Origin of the sequence: Ruminococcus sp. B05, assembly GCF_003628495.1 — a bacterium.
Classification (GTDB): Bacteria; Bacillota; Clostridia; order Lachnospirales; family Lachnospiraceae; genus Schaedlerella; species Schaedlerella hominis.
Genome location: NZ_RBZR01000007.1, coordinates 114,217 through 135,711 on the forward strand (window position 1 = coordinate 114,217; position 21,495 = coordinate 135,711).

Annotated in this window: 18 protein-coding genes and 1 pseudogene; 4 read left to right on the forward strand and 15 right to left on the reverse strand. The window is 38.3% G+C overall.

What is annotated here, in order from left to right:
* Nucleotides 1–122: 122 nt before the first annotated feature.
* Nucleotides 123–1,163, reverse strand: coding sequence for an aminotransferase class I/II-fold pyridoxal phosphate-dependent enzyme (locus D8Q48_RS07405; RefSeq protein ID WP_121056087.1), 1,041 nt, complete (start codon nt 1,161–1,163; stop codon nt 123–125).
* Between the two features lie 371 nt (nt 1,164–1,534).
* Between D8Q48_RS07405 and D8Q48_RS07410 the strand changes: the two genes are divergently transcribed.
* Entirely contained in the window at nt 1,535–2,419 is an 885-nt protein-coding gene (locus tag D8Q48_RS07410) for a 3-isopropylmalate dehydrogenase (protein WP_121056089.1), read from the forward strand.
* Between the two features lie 320 nt (nt 2,420–2,739).
* Here D8Q48_RS07410 and D8Q48_RS07415 read toward each other — a convergent pair whose 3' ends face one another.
* The 10 genes from D8Q48_RS07415 to sdaAB form a co-directional block, all read right to left on the reverse strand.
* Complete coding sequence (locus tag D8Q48_RS07415; protein ID WP_117991848.1) at nt 2,740–3,375, reverse strand: bifunctional 4-hydroxy-2-oxoglutarate aldolase/2-dehydro-3-deoxy-phosphogluconate aldolase; 636 nt, start codon at nt 3,373–3,375, stop codon at nt 2,740–2,742.
* A gap of 22 nt (nt 3,376–3,397) precedes the next feature.
* Nucleotides 3,398–4,462 carry a sugar kinase gene (locus D8Q48_RS07420; RefSeq protein ID WP_121056091.1) on the reverse strand — a complete coding sequence of 355 codons (1,065 nt, stop codon included), beginning with the start codon at nt 4,460–4,462 and terminating at the stop codon, nt 3,398–3,400.
* 70 nt (nt 4,463–4,532) lie between these two features.
* A complete protein-coding gene (gene ilvD, locus D8Q48_RS07425; RefSeq protein WP_117991850.1) occupies nt 4,533–6,278 on the reverse strand; it encodes a dihydroxy-acid dehydratase in 1,746 nt (581 codons plus the stop codon).
* Between the two features lie 82 nt (nt 6,279–6,360).
* A complete protein-coding gene (locus tag D8Q48_RS07430) occupies nt 6,361–7,728 on the reverse strand; it encodes a gluconate:H+ symporter (RefSeq protein WP_118688927.1) in 1,368 nt (455 codons plus the stop codon).
* A 245-nt stretch (nt 7,729–7,973) separates the two neighbouring features.
* Nucleotides 7,974–8,693, reverse strand: a complete 720-nt coding sequence (locus D8Q48_RS07435; protein ID WP_121056093.1) for a FadR/GntR family transcriptional regulator — start codon at nt 8,691–8,693, stop codon at nt 7,974–7,976.
* Between the two features lie 6 nt (nt 8,694–8,699).
* Nucleotides 8,700–8,969, reverse strand: coding sequence for an acylphosphatase (locus tag D8Q48_RS07440; protein WP_022075153.1), 270 nt, complete (start codon nt 8,967–8,969; stop codon nt 8,700–8,702).
* Between the two features lie 40 nt (nt 8,970–9,009).
* Nucleotides 9,010–9,459: a transcriptional regulator NrdR gene (gene nrdR, locus D8Q48_RS07445; protein WP_117991853.1), complete on the reverse strand. Its 450-nt coding sequence runs from the start codon at nt 9,457–9,459 to the stop codon at nt 9,010–9,012.
* A gap of 135 nt (nt 9,460–9,594) precedes the next feature.
* Nucleotides 9,595–10,512: an aldo/keto reductase gene (locus D8Q48_RS07450; RefSeq protein ID WP_121056095.1), complete on the reverse strand. Its 918-nt coding sequence runs from the start codon at nt 10,510–10,512 to the stop codon at nt 9,595–9,597.
* 26 nt (nt 10,513–10,538) lie between these two features.
* Nucleotides 10,539–11,408 carry an L-serine ammonia-lyase, iron-sulfur-dependent, subunit alpha gene (gene sdaAA / locus D8Q48_RS07455; protein WP_117991855.1) on the reverse strand — a complete coding sequence of 290 codons (870 nt, stop codon included), beginning with the start codon at nt 11,406–11,408 and terminating at the stop codon, nt 10,539–10,541.
* 23 nt (nt 11,409–11,431) lie between these two features.
* Complete coding sequence (sdaAB, locus tag D8Q48_RS07460; RefSeq protein WP_117991856.1) at nt 11,432–12,100, reverse strand: L-serine ammonia-lyase, iron-sulfur-dependent subunit beta; 669 nt, start codon at nt 12,098–12,100, stop codon at nt 11,432–11,434.
* Nucleotides 12,101–12,305: 205 nt separating this feature from the next.
* On the opposite strand from sdaAB, the gene feoB reads away from it, so the two are divergent.
* Nucleotides 12,306–14,642 (forward strand): ferrous iron transport protein B, encoded by a 2,337-nt coding sequence (gene feoB, locus D8Q48_RS07465; RefSeq protein ID WP_121056097.1) that lies wholly within the window; start codon nt 12,306–12,308, stop codon nt 14,640–14,642.
* A 122-nt stretch (nt 14,643–14,764) separates the two neighbouring features.
* Here feoB and D8Q48_RS07470 read toward each other — a convergent pair whose 3' ends face one another.
* Complete coding sequence (locus tag D8Q48_RS07470; protein ID WP_121056099.1) at nt 14,765–15,436, reverse strand: GDSL-type esterase/lipase family protein; 672 nt, start codon at nt 15,434–15,436, stop codon at nt 14,765–14,767.
* Nucleotides 15,429–16,802: an MATE family efflux transporter gene (locus D8Q48_RS07475; RefSeq protein WP_121056101.1), complete on the reverse strand. Its 1,374-nt coding sequence runs from the start codon at nt 16,800–16,802 to the stop codon at nt 15,429–15,431. The genes D8Q48_RS07470 and D8Q48_RS07475 overlap by 8 nt, the downstream gene beginning before the upstream one ends.
* 128 nt (nt 16,803–16,930) lie before the next feature.
* Between D8Q48_RS07475 and D8Q48_RS07480 the strand changes: the two genes are divergently transcribed.
* The gene (locus D8Q48_RS07480) at nt 16,931–17,773 is read left to right on the forward strand and encodes a LysR family transcriptional regulator (protein ID WP_121056103.1); all 843 of its coding nucleotides are present in this window, start codon (nt 16,931–16,933) and stop codon (nt 17,771–17,773) included.
* Nucleotides 17,774–17,958: 185 nt separating this feature from the next.
* Entirely contained in the window at nt 17,959–18,549 is a 591-nt protein-coding gene (locus D8Q48_RS07485) for a 50S ribosomal protein L25 (RefSeq protein WP_121056105.1), read from the forward strand.
* Between the two features lie 56 nt (nt 18,550–18,605).
* On the opposite strand, the gene D8Q48_RS07490 is transcribed toward D8Q48_RS07485, so the two are convergent.
* Nucleotides 18,606–19,778, reverse strand: coding sequence for an iron-containing alcohol dehydrogenase (locus tag D8Q48_RS07490; protein ID WP_243116249.1), 1,173 nt, complete (start codon nt 19,776–19,778; stop codon nt 18,606–18,608).
* 193 nt (nt 19,779–19,971) lie between these two features.
* Nucleotides 19,972–21,489: pseudogene (gene malQ, locus D8Q48_RS07495) on the reverse strand (4-alpha-glucanotransferase); the annotation flags it as partial.
* Nucleotides 21,490–21,495 lie beyond the last annotated feature (6 nt).

Here is a 21,495-nt window from a genome sequence, read left to right on the forward strand (position 1 = left end):
CTGCCGGCGACTTTTTATTACATAGGAAATGCAATTTCCTATGTAATAAAAAAATCGGGAAATACTCCCGATTTTCAAAGATTTTTTGCGTGCTTTTACAAATATTTAATTTTTATGCATTGCTAACATGCAATTGTTTTAATAGCCTCTACCAGCGTTTTTACATCATTTTCTGTCGTACTCCAGCTTGTGCAGAAACGCACACACACATGATTTTCATCTACATCATGACTGAACTCAAACACAAATTTTTCAGCCAGCTTCTCAGCCTGTTCTTTTGTTAATATCACAAACTGCTGATTTGTACCACTCTCAATATAAAAAGACATTCCAGCCTTTTCAAAAGCCGCTTTCATCATCATTGCAAATTCATTTGCCTTCTTTGTAATTTCAAAATATAAACCATCTTTAAACAATTCATAAAACTGAAGACCTAAAAGCCAGCCTTTTGCTAAAACTCCACCGCTTTGCTTCATATATGTCTTAAAGTGATCTCTTAACTTAGGATTTATAATTACAAGTGCCTCTCCTAGCAAAGCACCACATTTTGTTCCTCCTATGTAAAACAAATCTGCCACCTCTGCCAGATTGGCAAGTGTCACATCACATTCATCAGAAGTAAGCCAATATCCCATTCTTGCTCCGTCAACATACATATACATTCCATATTTATCGCATACTTTACGAATTTCCATCAATTCTTCTTTCTTATATGTAGTTCCAAACTCTGACGGGGATGAAAGAAATACCATCTTCGGCTGAGTCAAATATTCAGCCTCCCCATGCTCATAGTATTTTGCCGCTTCATCTGCGATTGATTTTGCTGTTAATTTTCCATTTTCAGCCGGAACAATAAGCACTTTGTGTCCTGTATGCTCAATCGAACCTGCCTCATGGTTATTTATATGTCCGCAATCCGCACTGATCACACTCTGATACGGACGAAGTGCTGCTGTAATAACAGTATAATTCACCTGTGTTCCACCAATCATGAAGTAAATTTCATTGTCTGCTTCTCCAAGATATTTACGGATTTCTTTTCTTGCCGCTTCACACCATTCATCCTCACCATAACCGGCATAGGAAGTCTCATTCGTCTGCTGAAGTGCTGATAAAATTGCTGGATGCGCTCCCTGATTGTAGTCGTTATTGAATCGTATCATTTGATTTTTACTCCTTTTAATTGTAATTTTTCTTTTAATTTCACATCTCAATATATCTACTATACGCATTCTGCAAATGGTTTGTCAAATTTTATATTTCTTCTTTACACTCCTTTTCATTCATGGTATAGTAAATGCACATCTTCAGAGAATTTCTTTTCTCTGGATATTTCTAAGCCAATAGGCTCTCATCTCGGGTTTCAATTTTCGAAACATAATCCGATTTGAAAAACTAATGTTATAATGACATCTTAACCATTGCCAGTCACACGAAGCACAAAAAGTAATCTTGCTAAAATTTCAAATTATTTTTATTGTCTCTTTGTCATTGCATTAGTTAATTGAAAACTCTATAATGAAAGGAGACTTAAATGAAAGGAAGTACGAAAGATATCATCCAATGGCACCCTGCATTTCATGCATCTATTCAAATTGAATTTAAAGATGAAGCCGAAAAACTGACTTTTGATTCCGAACATCTACTGTCAAAAAAGCCAATGCAAATGGATGAGCTAATTATTAAAGTAACAGGAAACGAAGTTATCCATAAGAATATTGGAAGGATTTTCAGGCGCTATAACATTGTTGAATACAAAAGTCCGGATGATTATTTGACTATCAATGATTTTTACAAAGTATATGGTTATTGCTGCTTTTACCAATCTGATACAGAAGAAGTGTACAAAATTCCGCCTGAGGAATTAACAATCACATTTATTTGCAACCATTATCCCAGAAAGATGATTCAACATTTAAAAGACTTTCGTAAATTAGATACAGTTCGCATAGGACCCGGCATCTACTATATAACAGGTGATCCATTTCCCATTCAATTGTTAGTAACCAAAGAATTAAATCCAAATGAAAACCGCTGGCTCCAAAGTTTACGTAATGATGTAAGCAAACCTGAAGAAATCACAACGCTTTTAAAAGAATATGAAAAGAATAAAGCTTCAAAATTATATCAAGCTGCAATGAATGTAATAACAAGAGCTAATTGGAATGCAGTAAAGGAGGTAAAGGAAAGTATGTGCGAAGCATTAAGAGAATTAATGGCAGATGAATTTAAAGAACAGGAAGAACGAGTAACTAAGCAAGTGACTGAACAAGTGACTGAACAAGTGACTGAACAAGTGACCGAGCAAATTACAACACAGATTATTAAAAATTTATATGATACTATCAAGGATGTCGAAAAAATTGCCTCTCTTTTGAAGATGCCAGTTGAGCAGGTGGAGCAGGCGATTAAGAAGTAAGTTGCTATTTACTTCACGACAGCCCCCAAAAATATCCTTTGCGTTCTATTTACTTCACAACTTGAGCCAATACATTACTTACAAAAAAATTGATATAAGAAATTCGTGCGAATATGGAGTGAGCGGGTGACACATAAGAGCGTAAATTTTTGTGTTAATGAATTTGAACGAACGTGTTCGAAGCTGCGTAGCAGCAAGTTTGAGTTCAAATTCATTTGCTTTTAGCAAAAATTTACGCTCTTATGTGTCACCCGCTCATGGAATCTGAGCAAGAATTCTTATATCAATTTTTTGCAAGGAACGTATTGTCACCCAGTGAACTAAATAGAAACTCCAGCCAACTCCTTCGCTTCTCTTGTAAGCTCCCTGATTTTCTCAAAGTCACCTGACTTTACAAATTCTCCTTTTACCATCCAACTTCCTCCACAGCAGAGTATCTTATCAAATGCAAGATATTCTTTTATATTATTTGGATTGATTCCACCTGTCGGCATAAATTTTAACTGATGATATGGAGCCGCCATTGCTTTGATCATAGCAAGTCCTCCGGCTTGTTCTGCCGGGAAGAATTTCACAACTTTTAAACCTCGTTTTACTGCCTGTGCAACTTCTGACGGAGTTACACATCCCGGAAGGATAGGGATGTTTTTCGCAAGACAGTAATCTACAACTTCTGGATCAAAGCCCGGACTTACAATAAATTTTGCACCGGCTGCTACTGCTTCATCTACCTGTTCTGTTGTCAATACTGTACCGGCTCCGACTAACATTTCCGGATAAGCCTGTGTCATTACTTTAATGGACTCTGCTGCCGCTTCTGTACGGAATGTAACTTCAGCACAAGGAAGTCCGCCTTCTACCAGTGCTTTTGCAAGTGGAGCTGCATCTTTTGCTTCATCCAAAACAACTACCGGCACAACACCCAATTTATGAAACTGCTCATATAACTCTTTCATTTCTTAATTTTCCTTTCTCGCATTATCTTTTAATATCGAAATTCATTTGCATCACATGTTTAATTAATGAAACATCATCTGTAATATTACCATCACCATGAATTGTATGTTTTACAGCACTTGCTGCGACACCAAAATTCGCTGTATCTTCCGGCGAATATCCATTCATAAGTGCATATATGACCCCACTTACAAAGGCGTCCCCACCGCCGACACGATCTAGAATCTGAAAACGCAACTGATTGCTTTCGTAAGTCTTTCCATCTAACCACAAATATGCTTTCAGACTATTTTCGCTGCAACTATGTGCATATCTTACATGTCTTGCAATACATTTTAAATTTGGATACTGCTGACAGAATTTCTGAAATACCTCATCTTGTTCTGCCAGATTCGGCTGCAAAGATAATCCATCTTTCGCATCTCCCAGCTCATGGTTATTCACATCTTTCCATAAATGATATGGCTCAATCCCAAACAAAACATCTATATATGGAAGACACTTCGTACAAAATGCTCTTGCCTCTTCCCAACTCCAAAGTGTACTTCGGAAGTTTCCATCAAAACTGACTACCATATCTTTTTCTTTTGCAATTTCCATGCATTTTAAAATGATGCCCTGACATTTTTCTCCAAGTGCAGGCGTAATCCCACTCAAATGCAGCCAAGTATAACCATCTAATAATTTTTCAAAATCAATTTTTCCAAAATCATACTCTGTGATTGCACTATTTTTTCTGTCATAAATAACTTTACTTGGGCGAATTCCATATCCGGTTTCTAAATAATATGTTCCCAGTCGATGCGTCGGTGTTTCTTCTGCTGTTGAATATATCACAGATTCACAATTTACATCATACATTTTCAACATTTGAATTGCACTTTTACCCAGACTGTTGTCCGGAACGATTGTAAAGAAAGATGCATCAGCGCCTAAATTTGCGAGGGATAATGCAACATTTGCCTCACTTCCTCCGTATATGACATCAAATCTGCTTGCCTGTCTTATTTCCTCATAATCAGGGGGAGTCAATCTAAGTAAGATTTCCCCCATCGTAATAAATCGATGTTTTTTTATTTTTCTCATAGACTCCACCTATTTCATTCGTTTCCTTTCTTTTATCCACAAAGGTACCTTCCTTAGAAACAATTCTTATTTAAAAATCAAGGTATGCACCTTTCATAGGGCTTGTTGCATGCTGGCTAAACATTCTTAAAACGCCTGTTTTATATTTCAATTCTTTCGGTTTCCAGTTCTTGCGACGTTCTTTCAGAATCTCATTGATTTCTTCCATCGTCTTTCTTTCCCCTGCGACTCCGATAATATTGAGTTTTCTCTCCATCACATCAATCTCAATCAAATCACCTTCTTCAACAAGTGCAATCGGACCGCCTTCAACCGCTTCCGGACTACAATGTCCGATTACCGGTCCTGTAGAAGCACCTGAAAATCTACCATCTGTGATTAATGCAATGCTTCTTCCAAGCTCTGCATCACTGCTGATTGCTTCTGATGTATAGAACATTTCCGGCATTCCGCTTCCTTTTGGTCCTTCATATCGGATAAATACAGCGTCTCCTTTTTGCACTTTGTGTTTTAATACTGCATCCAGACATTCTTCTTCGCTATCAAACGGTCTTGCTCTAAGCACGGATTTGAACATTTCTTTAGGGCATGCTGTATGTTTGATTACAGCGCCTTCCGGTGCAAGGTTTCCTCGAAGAACAGCGATACTTCCATCTGTTCCGATTGCTTTATCATACGGACGGATAATATCCTCCTTCGTTACATTTACATTATAACGTTTGTTAAATTTCTGCAACCATTTATCACATTTTTCGTAAAAGCCATTCTTCTTTAATTCCTCAAGGTTTTCTCCAAGTGTTTTGCCTGTTACAGTCATAGCGTCCAAATGCAGATGTTCTTTGATTTCTTCCATGATTGCAGGCACACCACCGGCATAATAGAAGCATTCTGCCGGCCATTTTCCTGCCGGACGGATATCTAACAGATATCTTGCATTTCTATGTAATCTGTCAAATGTATCTCCTGTGATTTCAATTCCAAATTCATGTGCGATTGCCGGAATATGCAATAAACAGTTTGTACTTCCTGAAATTGCTGCGTGAACCAGAATTGCATTTTCAAAACTATCCATCGTCACGATATCAGATGGAAGCATATGTTCCATTGTTGCCAGTCGCACTGCCTGACGTCCTGCCTCTCTTGCAAATGCAAGCAGATCCGGACTGGTTGCAGGCATCAATGCGCTTCCCGGTAAGGCCAGACCAAGTGCCTCAGCCATAATCTGCATTGTAGATGCAGTTCCGATAAATGAACATGCACCGCAACTTGGACATGCATTGCATTTTGCCCAATCCAGTTTTTCCTGATCAATTTCTCCACGTTCATATTTTGCGCTGTACATTCCAAGCTGCTCTAATGTAAGCATCTCTGGTCCTGCATTCATTGTTCCTCCCAAAACAACAACAGACGGAATGTTCACACGTGCAAGGCCTATCAGATTTCCCGGTACTCCTTTATCACAGCTCGAAAGATATACACCTGCATCAAATGGTGTTGCATTTGCATGGATCTCGATCATATTTGCAATCATCTCTCGGCTTGCCAGACTATAATTGATTCCATCAGTTCCCTGACTTTCTCCATCGCAAATATCTGTACAGAAATATCTTGCTCCAAACCCACCTTCTTCAGCAACACCTGCTCTTACTTCTTCTACTAAAATATTTAAATGACCACTTCCGGGATGGCTGTCTCCATATGTGCTTTCTACCATTACCTGTACTTTATCCAAATCCTCTTTTTTCCAACCTGTACCAATACGAAGGGGATCTAACTCTGGTGCTAATTTACGCATTTCCTGACTCTTTAATTCCATGATATATTCTCCTATCCTGGGTATTTCTGTTCTGCTACCCATTTTCCCTATTATCAACTGTTACAATTTTTCGACAAGGTTCCTATGAAACAATAAACCATACAATTGTAGCTCCTACGATTCCAACTAATCCAACAATTGTTTCCATTACTGTCCAAGTTTTTAAATTTGTTTTTTCATCTACCTCAAATAATGACTTTGAAAGCCAGAATCCAGAATCGTTTACATGACTGAACGCTGTTCCGCCTGCTGCGATAGCGATTGTAAGTGTAGCAAGCTGAAGCTGTGTTAAATTTGCTACCATAGGCATAGATGCGATAATTCCTGCTGCCATCGTCATTGAAACTGTTGCTGAACCGACAGAAATTCTTACAACCGCTGCTACAAGGAATGCTACCAGCACCATTGGTAATGGCAAAGAACCTACGAAATTTCCAAATACTTCTCCTATACCGGAATTTTGAAGAATAAATCTTAACATTCCGCCACCTGAAATTAACAAAATGATATTTCCGCAAGAATGTAATGAATTTGTCATTACTGTTGTAATTTCTGTGATTCCGAATCCTCCAGGTAATCCTAAAAACAGCATTGCACAAATAGTAGATAAGAGTAATGCGATTACCGGTGTTCCTAAGAACTCAAGTACAGGCTGTACCGGTTTCATAAATGGAATCACAGATGATAATGTATTTAAAATGATCAAAAACAGTGGTAACAAAATAATGCTGACAATCAAGAAGAAGTTTGGTCTTTTTCCATTTTCCTTCTCATGTGCTTCTTTTTCGTTTTCAAGATAAGATGTCGGTACTTCGCAGTGGAATTTATTTCCGGCAAATTTACCAAAGACTGGTCCTGCTAAGATCATTGCAGGAATTCCAATAATGATTCCAAGCATGATTACATAACTAAGTTCTACATTTAACATTTCCGCTACAAGAACAGGTCCCGGTGTCGGTGGTACAAATGCATGTCCGATTGCCAGACCTGCCAATAATGGAATTGAGTAACAGAACACCGATTTTTTTGTTTTTCTTGCAATTCCAAATGCAACGGGGATTAAAATCAATAATCCTGATTCAAAAAACACTGGCATTCCTACAATTAAACCTGTGATTCCAAGTGCCCATGGTGCTTTTTTCTCACCAAATACTTTAAGCAAGGTATCTGCAATGACCTCTACACCTCCTGACACCTGTAAAATAGCTCCAAACATAGACCCTAAACCAATCAAAATAGCTATTGTCTGAAGTGTTGTCCCCACGCCCTCAGCAATCGTATCTGTTATCATGTCAAATGGCATTCCAACCGCCAGTCCAATAATCAATGCTGATGACATAATTGCTATAAATGGTTGAATCTTCACTTTAATAATTAAAAACAATAATACTGCAAATCCAAGCAACGCTCCTATGATCAAGCGTTCCGGTGATGCTACAAATTCGCTCATTTCATTTTCCTCCTCAAATTTTCATCAATCAATTTCTTTTGTAAATATCCTTTTCAGCTTTTCAAATCTGACGTCTTATCTGAACTTGCCTTCATTATAACAAGCCTTGTTTTTCTTTCAATACATGTGATGTATATACTTTATTTTTCACAAAAAGCGCAAAAAAATAATGCTGTTCACAATAATAACAGCACTATTTTTGTATATTTTCACTATTAATCTTTATAATACGTTTTTCTTTCATTTTAAACATCAGATGTATTTCTGTTTCGTTCTTCTAACAATTCTATAATCACCTGTCTGTTATAAGTAAGATGCATGATCATTGCACATCTTGCTCCTACCGCATCTCTTGTACGCAATGCTTTCACAATTGCCCTGTGTGTTGTGAGTGTTTCATTTTTCAAACTACGATATGTGATGTTTGCAAATGTCACTACTGCTGTATTTATAACCGGCAATAATCGTTCTACTACTACATTTCCACTTAACTTGGCAAGAAAACAATGAAATTCAATATCTTTATAGATATGATCCACACCCTGGTTATAAAGTTTTTCTATCTCGTCACAGAGTTGTTCTGCCTTATCAATCTGCTCCTCTGTCGCTCTTTTGCATGCCCATGTCACAACCTCTGGTTCAATCATCAATCGAACCTCAAACAAATCCAAAGCAAGCTGATATTTATCTCGGATTCTTCCTAATCCCAGCACATCATTTTCCATATAACTGGTACTAATCACATAAGTTCCGTCTCCTCGTCGAACTTCCAAAACCCCTCTTGACACCAGACCTTTCACAGCTTCTCTGATCGTGCTTCGCCCAACATCAAACAACTCTGTAAGTGCATACTCATTCGGAATCTTCTCACCGATTTGAATTGGACGATCCAAGATATATTTCATCAGTCTGTCTTCTGTTTTTTGACCAAGTGTTTTTTTCTCTAATGCTTCATTTTGACGCATATCCTTCTACCTCACACGAAAACCAGATTCTTTTTCCAATGGAATCTCTTTCGCATCCATCCATTCGATTTCAATATAGCGCCCATGATTTAATCCGACCAGCAATTTATTGATAAGATTTTCTCGTCCCTGTACTTCCATTGTAACAGTTCCGTCCCATTCATTCTGTACCCATCCGACTAAGCCAAGAGACTGGGCCATATACTTTGCAGTATATCTAAATCCAACACCTTGTACCCGACCTTGAAATACAATATGTTTTCTTACTTCACCCATAATATCACTGCTCCTTCCTGATGTGTCTGTCTCAATTGAATTACTCTAAGAACGTCTTAAGCTCATCCATAAATGTATTAACATCTTTAAACTGACGATACACAGATGCGAATCTTACGTATGCAACCGGATCGAGATCTTTTAATTTTTCCATTACGATCTCGCCAATCTCCTGACTTGGTATCTCTTTTTCTTCTCGCTTGAAGATTGCCAGCTCGATTGCATCTACCGTCTCTTTAATTCGTTCTGCCGGCACCGGACGTTTATAGCATGCATGAAGTATACCATTTTCAATTTTCGTACGATTATACTGTTCACGGTTATTGTCTTTCTTGATTACAATTAATGGGATCGTCTCTACTTTCTCATAAGTCGTAAATCTTTTTCCACAGACATCGCAGGCTCTCCTTCTTCGAATTGCATTATTTTCTTCTGCCGGTCTGGAATCTATTACCTTTGTATCCGGATGACCACAATATGGACATTTCATCTCTTTACTCCGCCTTCCTGTTATTTCTTTTTTCTATTTTTTATAATGTAAATTCTTATAACGAAAGTCTAACATAAGTCATAGGATTTTACTATATTTTTCAATCATGAACGCGCAAAATTCTCTCTTTTAGATTTACGGCAATTTATTTCCTGCTGCCATGTACAATGCATACCACTCTTCTCTTGTAAGACGTATCTCTGAAGCTTTACTGATCTGTGCAATCCTGTCTTTGTTTGTAGTCCCGACAATTGTCTGGATTCCTGCCGGATGACGCAATATCCATGCAACAGCGATTGCACTGTTTGTCACATTATACTTCTCTGCAAGATTATCAATTACCTTGTTTAATTCTGCAAATTTTTCATTTCCTAAAAAGATTCCTTCAAACATACCATATTGGAACGGAGACCAGGCCTGAATCGTAATATCTTTTAAACGGCAATATTCTAAAACGCCTCCATCACGATTGATTCCACTGTCATTATACATATTTGCATTGATTCCGGAATTGATCATCGGACAGTGTGCGATACTAAGCTGCAACTGGTTAATAAGTAATGGCTCATCACAATATTTACTAAGAAGCTCCATCTGCATTGGTGTCTGATTGCTCACTCCGAAATGACGTACTTTTCCACTTTCTTTTAATATACGAAATGCATCTGCAACTTCTTCTGGTTCCATCAAAGCATCCGGACGATGTAATAATAAGATATCAAGATACTCCGTATTTAAACGTTTTAAAATGCCATCTACGGAATTTAAAATATGTTCTTTCGAAAAATCAAATGCTATTCCCGGTCGGATAGAACATTTTGACTGAAGGATTATTTTTTCTCTCAACGATGGTGTCAGTACCTGTCCAAATAATTCTTCACATCTTCCTTTCCCATAAATATCTGCATGGTCAAAAAAGTTGATTCCATTTTCCAATGCGGTATCTACCCAGCTTTTCACTGCATCTGCATTTTCTAATTCTACAATTCGCATACATCCCATGCCTATTTCAGGAATGCTTAAGTTTGTGTTGTTCAAAGTTATTGTTTTCATGTTAATTCCTCCTAGTATTTGAATAATTAATGGCATAAATGACATGCTTCGCATGCTGATGGTGTTGCAGCACAACCACCCAAAGCCGTTTCCCTTAGTTCTGCCGGGAGCCGTTTTCCAACCTTATACATTGCCTCAAGCATCTCATCGAAAGGAATGAGCTGTGGTACACCTGCAAGGGTCATTTCTGTAGCAATAAGTGCATTGGCAACCCCTGCTGCATTACGGTTCTGGCACGGATATTCTACAAGTCCTCCGACAGGATCACAGACCAGACCTAACATATTCATAAGAACAGTAGATGCCGCGTCCAGACATTGTTTTGGCGTCCCGTCCATTAGTTCAACTGCTGCTGAAGCAGCCATAGCTGATGCGATCCCGACCTCTGCCTGACAGCCGCCGACAGCACCTGCAACCGTTGCATTTCGCATGGCAAGATAACCGACGGCACCTGCATTAAACAAAACCTGACGAATTGCTTCGTCTGATATTTCATATACTTTTTGAAATGCCAGAAGAAGTCCCGGAACAATACCTGCGGACCCTGCTGTAGGGGATGCAACGATCAAGCCCATAGACGCATTTGTCTCCAATGTTGCCATAGCATAGATCATCGCTTTTTCCAATAGTTCTCCACATAAGCCATTCCCGCTTGCAAAGTGTTCCGAGAGTTTTTTTGATTCTCCTCCGATAAGACCTCCCATTGATCTGATTGGATGTTGTATAGGAGAAAATGCTGCCTCCTTCATAATCTCAAGGACACGATCCATTTTTTTATCTGTTTCCGCAGCATCACGTTCTCCAACCCGAATTTCCCTTTGACGCATAATTTCGGAGATTGGTAAATTTTGTTCTTCGCATAATCTAAGAAGCTCTTTTGCATTTTTAAAGTCCATATTTTTATTCTCCTTGATTTGTATTACATCTGTACAACCATAACATCTTGTACATGTTTATTCTGCCGGATTGTATCTGCAATATCTTCCGGAAGTATACCGTCTGATTCCACAATCGTGTATGCGGTATGACCTTTAGACTCACGGAAAAGTCTCATAAAAGCAATATTCACCTGTCTGTCACTGAGACATTTTGTAATATAAGCAACTACTCCCGGAACATCTTTCTGGATAACAATAGCTGCACTATACTCACCCGTGAAATCTACATCAACTTGATTAATTTGGGAAATACGGACTTTCCCGCCACCGAGTGATTCGCCTCGGATTGTCATTTGCTGACCTGCCTGATTCAACATAATGATATCCACTGTATTTGGGTAAATATCGGTTTCTTCTTCGTTAGGTGTAAATATATATTCCAATCCTTTTTCTGTTGCTATTTCAAACGAATTGCGGATACGCATATCATCGGTAGAAAATCCCATAATTCCTCCGAGAAGTGCACGATCCGTACCATGTCCTTGATAAGTTTTTGCAAATGATCCATAAAGGATAAATTCAATACGCTTTAAGGGACCTGTTATCATTTTTTGAGCAAGAAATGCAATACGTGCAGCACCTGCTGTATGTGAACTGGACGGTCCAATCATATTTGGCCCCATAACATCAAACACGCTGATAAAAGACATCGTTATGCCTCCTGTAAAATTTTTATTTATAAAAAATTTTACCATAAATATGATTTAAAACAAGGTCGTTCTGATAAGTTAAAAATAAAATATTAGAATGTAAATGAGAAAAATTATCAAAAATCAGTTCACTTTTTAAAAAAAGGTGATATAATTGAGAAAAAATTAACAACAACTATCTAAAATAAAAGGATGAACATAAGATATGACATTAAAAGAACTTGAAATTGGTAAGAGCGCAGTCATCAAAAATGTCGGCAGCGAAGGTGCTCTTCGCCAGCATTTCCTCGATATGGGAATGATTCCGGGAGCCGAAGTAACCGTAGTAAAGCTGGCTCCGATGGGAGACCCGATGGAACTTCAGATTCATGGCTATGAGCTGACACTTCGACTTGTAGAGGCAGCTCAAATAGAGATTGAAGAAATCAAAGAAAGAAGTCAGAAGCATAAGCGAATCGAAAGTGTTAAAGATTCAGCACATCCCGGACTTGGCGAAGAAGGAAAGTACCATTCCAAAGAAGATGAAAATCCATTGCCCGACGGCACAATGCTAACTTATGCATTAGTTGGGAATCAGAATTGTGGAAAAACAACATTGTTTAATCAACTGACAGGCTCTAACCAGCATGTAGGAAACTTCCCAGGGGTAACAGTAGATCGAAAGTCCGGTTCAATAAAAGGATATCCAAATACAGAAGTTACTGATTTGCCTGGAATTTATTCCATGTCACCATACAGCAGCGAAGAAATTGTTTCTCGTAATTTTGTATTGGACGAAAAACCGAAGGCAATTATTAATATTTTGGATGCCACAAATATTGAACGAAATTTATATCTAACAATGCAGTTGCTTGAAATGGACATTCCTATGGTTGTCGCATTAAATATGATGGATGAAGTAATCGGAAATCAAGGTGCGATTGATGTCAATGGCATGGAAGCCTTATTAGGTGTCCCTGTAGTTCCTATTTCAGCCGCTAAAAATGAAGGTGTAAATGAGCTGATAAAGCATGCGATTCATATTGCAAAATATCAGGAGCATCCTCTCAGGCAAGATTTCTGTGATAAGACAGACCACGATGGTTCTGTACATCGATGTATTCATGCAGTCATTCATTTGATTGAAGATCATGCCGAAGCCGCAAATATTCCTGTACGTTTTGCGGCAACAAAAGCAATTGAGGGCGATCCACTGATTTTGGAAAAGTTAAAATTAGACCAAAATGAAACAGAAATGTTAGAACATATCGTTCAACAAATGGAAACCGAACGTGAAGTAGACAGAAGTGCAGCGATTGCGGATATGCGATTTGACTTTATTGAGCGTTTATGCGAACAGACTGTTATAAAACCTAAAGAAAGCAAAGAACGTATCCGAAGTGAAAAAATTGACCGTATCCTAACTGGAAAATATACAGCGATTCCTTGTTTTATCGGAATAATGGTACTTGTATTTTACTTGACATTTAACGTAATCGGTGCGTGGCTGCAATGGATATTGGAACTTGGTATTAATAAAATTTCAGCTCTCGTAGATGCAGCATTGACTGCAGCGCATGTTAATAGTGCAATCCACAGCCTTGTAATCGATGGAATCTTTACAGGTGTTGGAAGCGTACTGAGTTTCCTTCCAATCATCGTAACCTTATTCTTCTTCCTTTCTTTGATGGAAGACAGTGGCTATATAGCACGTGTTGCATTTGTAATGGACAAATTATTACGTAAGATCGGACTTTCCGGACGAAGCATTGTACCGATGCTTATCGGCTTTGGTTGTACAGTTCCGGCTGTTATGGCAACTCGAACACTGACAAGTGAACGAGATCGTAAGATGACGATTTTGCTGACTCCTTTCATGAGCTGTACTGCAAAATTGCCAATTTATTCCTTTTTTGTAAGCGTATTTTTCCCTGGAAAAGGTGGATTTATCATGGCCGGCTTATATCTGTTAGGCATTGTAGTCGGAATCCTGATAGCACTTTTATACAATGGAACATTGTTTAAAGGAGAGCCGGTCCCATTTGTAATGGAACTGCCAAATTACCGCTTACCAGGCGCAAAAAACGTAATGCAATTATTATGGGAAAAAGCAAAAGATTTCCTACAGCGCGCATTTACGGTAATCTTGTTGGCAACAATTGTCGTATGGTTCCTACAAAGCTTTAACGTTCATTTGAATCTGGTAAATGATTCCGCAGACAGTATGCTGGCAATTATCGCCGGATGGCTTGTACCATTATTCAAACCGCTCGGCATGGGAGATTGGCGCATTTGTACTGCATTAATCAGCGGATTTATGGCCAAAGAAAGTGTTGTATCAACATTAGGTGTATTGTTCGGAGGAAGTATTAGCACAGTATTATCGTCAGCAACTGCTGCCTCCATCCTTGTATTCAGTCTGTTGTATACACCATGTGTAGCCGCAATTGCTTCTGTCAAAAGAGAACTTGGCAGAAGATGGGCTATCGGCGTTGTAATCTGGCAGTGTGTGATTGCCTGGGTTGCTGCATGGATCATACATGTGATTGGAATGGTAATTTAGAGCCGAGAGCCGGTTGGGGATGGGAGAGCCAGTTGGGGACGGGGTTTAGTGGCTTTTTTGCTTGCAAAAAGCCACTAAACCCCGTCCCCAACTGGCTCTCCCGTCCCAACCGGCTCTCGAACTTATAGATACTTCTTAAGATTCTCTAAAACACACCTATACGCATTTGCATACATATGTACACCTTCTATCGTATACTCCTCTTTTAAATTTCCATTTACATCTGTCAATCCATTATTCACATCAATATATGTATAGCCAAATTTATCGGCCAGTTTTTTAACTTCTTCATTAGCTATCGGTATATTTGTATTATTTCGATTTTTAAACATCGTTCTGCCCCATTCCCCCTCTGGCAACGGAGCATCCTCTTTAACAGGATAATATGCCATCATATACACCTGTGTTTCTGGCAATTTTTCTTTAATTTGCACCAGGATCTTCTCATAATTTGTTATGGTATGTGTAAGCGCTTCCTCAAAAGAAATCGACGGATTACTAATATCATTTGTTCCAATATTAATAAAAATCTTAGACGGCTCTGTACCAAACACCTGAACATCCATGTTTTCTAACATATCATCTGTTGTGAACCCGCCAACTCCGCGGTTGTAAATAATACAATCCATTTTCTCAGTCATTAACAATTCATTTATCGGAAATTGTTCCATCAATGATGACCCTGTAAAAAGGATTTGTCCCTTTATAACCGTTTCATTTAAAATACGATATTTGTCAATTTTTTCTTTCTGCTCCTTTGCAAAAAAACCTTGAATCACATCTAACTCACTCATAATTTTCCTCCTTCATTTTCTTTAACTCCGGCATCACAATTGCCAGCATTGTAATAAAACACAAACTTCCTCCAATTACATTTGATATCGGTTCTGCTAAAAACACACCTCTTGTTCCCATGTGAAATGTATATGGAAACAAATATGTTAATGGCACGACTATAAATACTTTTCTAAGTAACGAAAAGAAGATTGCCTGTTTCTTTTTATTTAATGATTTAAATACCGTCTGTCCAATATATTGCAGATCCATAAATATAAATGCTGCAAAATACAACTTCAATGCTTCTACGGCATCTACCAGTAATTCTTTATCCGAACTGAAAATTCCGATTAAAAATTCCGGTGCAAAAATAATCACACTCCACATGATTGCCGTATAAATAAGAATCATACAAGTCATTACTCTAATTGCTTTTCTAACACGTTTTGGACGCTGTGCTCCGTAATTGTAGCTTAAAATTGGAGAGGTTCCTTCATTCATAGCATAAATTGGTGTCTCTACCATCTGCCGGATGCTTGATACAATTGTCATCACTGATATATAAACATCTCCTCCGATACCTGACAGCACACTGTTGCAACATATTGTTACTAAACTATTTGTCAGTTGCATAATAAATCCTGCACTACCAAGACTCACGATATTTTTTGCATCTGCTCCACATACTTTCCATTCTGCCTTGGAGAGCATTCGAACTTTTAGCTCCGATTTCTTTCTTAAAAAATAAAATACATATGCTGCTGATAAAGTCTGTGAAATAATCGTTGCAATTGCAGCTCCTTGTATTCCTAAATGCAATCCAAATATAAATAATGGATCCAAAATTAAATTGGCAACTGCTCCAATTGTTACAGACAGCATGCCTGATGTAGCATAACCTTGTGCATTAATAAACGGATTCATCCCTGTTGCAATCATGGATGGTACTGTTCCTATCAGATAAATCATCATATATGGATACGCATAAGATAACCCTTCCTCTGATGCACCAAATAATACCAGTATCGGACTTGCAAACAACATGCCGATTACCATCAATACCACTCCACAAATGCACATCATTGAAAATGATGTATTCATAATTGTTTCAGCCTTTTTTGTATCTCCTTTTCCTCTATTAATAGAAAATAAAGGGGCGCCGCCACTTCCGAACAAATTACTGAATGCTGTGATAATTACAATAATTGGAAAACATAAGCCCACCGCTCCAAGTGCTGTTGTTCCGACTTCCGGAATTCTGGCAATGTAAATTCGATCCACGATATTATACAAAAGACTCAATATCTGTGCCACCAGCATCGGTAATGCCGCGCCTAAAATATTTCCTGTAATTGTTCCGTGTTCAAAATCAATTCGTTTCATACTCTCATTCCTTTTTTTCTTTCTTTCCTTGACTCCAAGTATAACACGAATTAAAATATATAAAAAATATTGTTTTTATATAGCAATACAATAATTTTTATATATCTTTTTCAATAGGAGAAAATTATATGGAAATCAAACAATTAGAATACTTTCATGCAATTGTAGATGAGGGAAATGTCAGTGCTGCCGCCAGAGCTCTGCACATGACACAACCACCATTAAGCTACCAGATGAAAATGCTGGAAGAAGAATTACAAGTACAGCTTTTTATCAGAGGTACAAAAAGAATTACTCTAACCGAAGCCGGTAAAGTGCTCTATGCCAGAGCCACCAGTCTGCTTACTATGACGGATATTACCAAACGTGAAGTAATTAAGGCAAGCCAGTCTGCTACTCTCCATATTGGTCTGACACCTTCCAGTGTTTCCATTATGTCTGATTACTTAGTTCGATTTGCTTCAAAATATCCTGATATTCACTTTGATATACATGAAGGTTCTACATTCGCTTTAAAAAATGAATTAGAAAATGGCCTGGTAGATATTACAACACTTAGAACACCGATTGTGTTAAATGAATGCAACACCAGCGTTTTACTACAGGAGAATTTAGTAGCAATGGCAATTCCTGGCTTTTTTGATATTGGATATACAAATATTTCATTAAAAGAACTATCACAAAAATCCTTGATACTTTCTCATCGCTATCGCAAATATATTATATCTGCTTTTGAAGATAATGGATTAACTTGTGACATATACTGCGAATGTGAAGATGCCAGAACCGCCATAACTTTGGCCGAACATGGTTTAGGGGTTGCCATCCTCCCTTCTTCCATGAGAGAACTCAACCCCTGTCTTTATGCTTATTCTATTAAGAATACGAACCTCTCGACAGAAATTCTCCTTGCCTGGAGAGATGCGCGAATTCCGATTGAGGTAGAAAAATTTTTATCTGAATTAAAATAACTTACAATTTTCCGTCATTAAGTTTTAAAATATCTTTCACATTTTTTTCACACTTTTCCATGTTTTTCTCTTGACACGCGGTGCTATAATAAAACTGTAACAAGGAAATAGAACTTAACAAAACCTACTTATAGAAAAAAGTTGAAGGCTGCTAAGCGTGATTCAGTATTTGGAGGAAAAGATAAATGAATACTTTAAAAGCTGAAAAAAGAAACATGACAACAAAAGCCAAAAAACTTAGACGCGAAGGATTTGTAACCGGTAATCTGTTCGGTCGCGAGATGACAGAATCCATTCCATTGCAGATGGACAAACGTGCTGTTGACCAGCTTCTAAAAGACGAAGGAAAAGGTGGTCAGATAATGCTCGAAGTTGACGGACAGACTTATGATGCACTTATTAAAGAGGTTGATTATAACCCATTGAAAGGTTATGTCGATGAGATTGATTTTCAGGCATTAGTAAGTAATGAAAAAGTTCACTCTACTGCTGAAGTACATCTGATTAATCTTGAGAAACTTGCCGCCGGTGTTCCACAGCAGATGCTGCATGAGATTTCATTCAAGGCACTTCCTGCTGCACTGGTAGAAAAAGTTGAAGTTGATGTCGGAGACCTAAAGGTCGGCGATACGATTCGTGTATGCGATCTGCCAATTGCTCAGGACAAAGACGTCGATTTGATGACTGATGCTGAAGCTACTGTAGTTACAATTACAGAGGTTCACGTATCTGCTGCCGATGCTGCTGAAGAAGCAGATGAGGAAGCTGCTGAATAATAAATACGAGATTTAAGCGCAGGGTAATTTATCCTGCGCTTAATATTTCTAAATATTTATATATTTTCTTTACTATCATCGTATAACTGATTTACAAATCGGCTAAACTCTGATTTTTTCCACACAACCGGCACCGGATACAAAGGATTTCCCTCTTTCTCTGCCCACCTGGCAATCTTTGAAATATCCTTTTTCTGAATCATATCCGGATACTTTGGAATCCCCATCTTTTCGTTCATCTCATCAATCCATTGAAGAAATGCCTCTGCCTTTGACTGTGTGCCAGCATCCTCTACTTCGATACCGCAGACATCACATAGCTCCGCTAATTTTTCATGCACAGCACTTCCATATGCCCTCATAACCTGCGTCAGTAACATCGCCATCGCCAATCCATGAGGGACATTATATAGCCCACTTAATGTATGACCTATGGCATGAACATATCCTACACTCCCTCTTGTAAATGCTCTACCTGCATAAAATGCCGCCTGCTGCATCTTCTGTCTAGCTGTCAGATTCTCTCCATCCTGATACGCTGTATACAAATTGTCATAAATATATTTTACAGCCTGCCTACATAAATCTCGTTCAAATTCTGTATTATATTTATCATTTGTATACGCTTCTACTGCATGACATAATGCGTCCATTCCCGTTGCTGCTGTAACAGAAGATGGTAATGCAACTGTCAGTTTCGGATCTAAGATGACCACCTTCGGCATCAGACATAAATCGTTAATTGCTGCTTTATGATGTGTTTTCTCTTCTGTTATCACTGCCGCGATGGTAGTCTCTGAACCACTTCCGGCGGTTGTCGGAACTGCAATAAATAATGGGATCGGTCTTAATACCTTAAATACCCCCTGCAATTGTCTTATTGATTTCCTTGGACGTGCTATTCTCGCACCGATTGCTTTTGCGCAATCCATTGGAGAACCCCCGCCGACTGCAACAATACAACTACACTTTTCTCGCTTAAATATCTCTACACCGTGCTCTACTTCCGTATCTACCGGATTCTGTGAAATATCATCAAAAATATAATATGACAAATTTTCCTGCTGCAATCCTTTTTCTAATTCATCCAACAGCCCTCGTTTATGAATGTTAGGTCCTGTCACGATTAAAATATTAGACAGCTTCTTTTTCTTTAAAAACTCTGGAAGCTGCAAAATAGATCCCGCGCCTTTTAATATCTTTGGCATACGCCAAGGAATTATATACATTGCAGCCTTCATACAATTTTGATATATGCGACAGTATATTTTTGTGAAATTGATAAGTCACATCCCCCTTCTTTTTTTGCTCTATCCAAGCGCAAGCATTTATGTTAATATCATACTCTACAAAGAAGGGGAGGGCAACCTGATTTTCCTGTCTTATGTACTCTGAAAGAATTTACGTTTCTGCTAAAGAAAATTATATAGAATCGTTCCAATTCATCCTTCCATATCTCAGTGCCATTCCATAAATCTCTTTCTGCAGCTTAACAGACAATTGTCTTGTGTTAACTCTCCATTTCCAGTTCTTTCCAACTGTCGATGGCGTATTGATACGGCTCTTGTTATCCAGTCCTAAATAATCCTGCATCGGAATCACACAAAGTTTTGCACTACTTCTCATAATCAGGCTAATGAAAGACTTGTATAATTCCTTGTCCGGTGTTGCCTGATCGCAAAGATATTCTCTTGCAAGTTTCTGTTCATCCTTCGTAATACTGCTCCACCATCCAACGATTGTCTCGTTATCATGAGTTCCTGTGTATGCAACACTATTTACCGGATAATTATGTGGCAAATAATCATTTGCACATCCGGAATCTCTGGAATCAAATGCAAACTCCAGAACTTTCATTCCCGGGAATCCGCTGTCTCTTACCATATCTCGTACAGAATCCGTTACATAACCCAAATCTTCTGCAATAACCGGTTTCCATCCAAGTGCCTGCTCTACTTTACGGAACAATTCAATTCCCGGTCCTTTTTCCCAATGTCCGCCAATCGCATTTTCTGCTTCATACGGAATAGAAAAATATTCGTCAAACCCGCGGAAATGATCAATACGGACGACATCATACATGTTGAACACATATCGAAGTCTTGAAATCCACCATTCGTAACCGGTGCTTCTATGATACTCCCATCGATATAACGGATTTCCCCACAACTGTCCTGTTGCCGAAAATCCATCCGGCGGGCATCCTGCTACTGCTACCGGAACATTTTCTGAATCTAACTGAAACAGTTCTGGATGTGCCCATGCATCAGCACTATCCATCGCAACATAAATCGGAATATCTCCAATAATTTTAATCCCTTTGCTGTTCGCATAATTCTTCAGCTTCATCCATTGTTCATGAAATTTAAACTGCATATACTGCTGAAATTCGATATCGTAATAAAGTTCTTCCCTATAGTAATCCATTGCATTATTCCAACGAAGTCTGATATCCTCTGCCCACTTCGTCCATTCTACATCATCAAATCTTGTCTTTACTGCCATAAATAATGCATAATCTGCCAGCCACCAGTTATTTTCTGCAACAAATTTCTGATAGTCCTGATTCTCACTGATATTACTTCTCTCATATGCTTTTCGAAGCAATGGATACCGCCCTTTATAAATTTTCTCGTAATCTACTTTATTTTTTACTGTTCCCCAATTTACTTTATCGCACTCTGCACGAGTCAGCACTTTTTCCTCAATCAGCTCATCCAGACTGATAAAATATGGATTTCCTGCAAATGTAGAAAAAGACTGATACGGTGAATCTCCGTAACTAGTCGGACCAAGAGGAAGTATCTGCCAGTAACTCTGTCCGGCGTCCTTCAACCAATCTACAAATTCATATGCACTTTTTGAAAAACATCCAATGCCGTATTCAGATGGCAAACTACTGATTGGCATTAAAATACCTGCAGCTCTTTCATTCATTTTTAATCT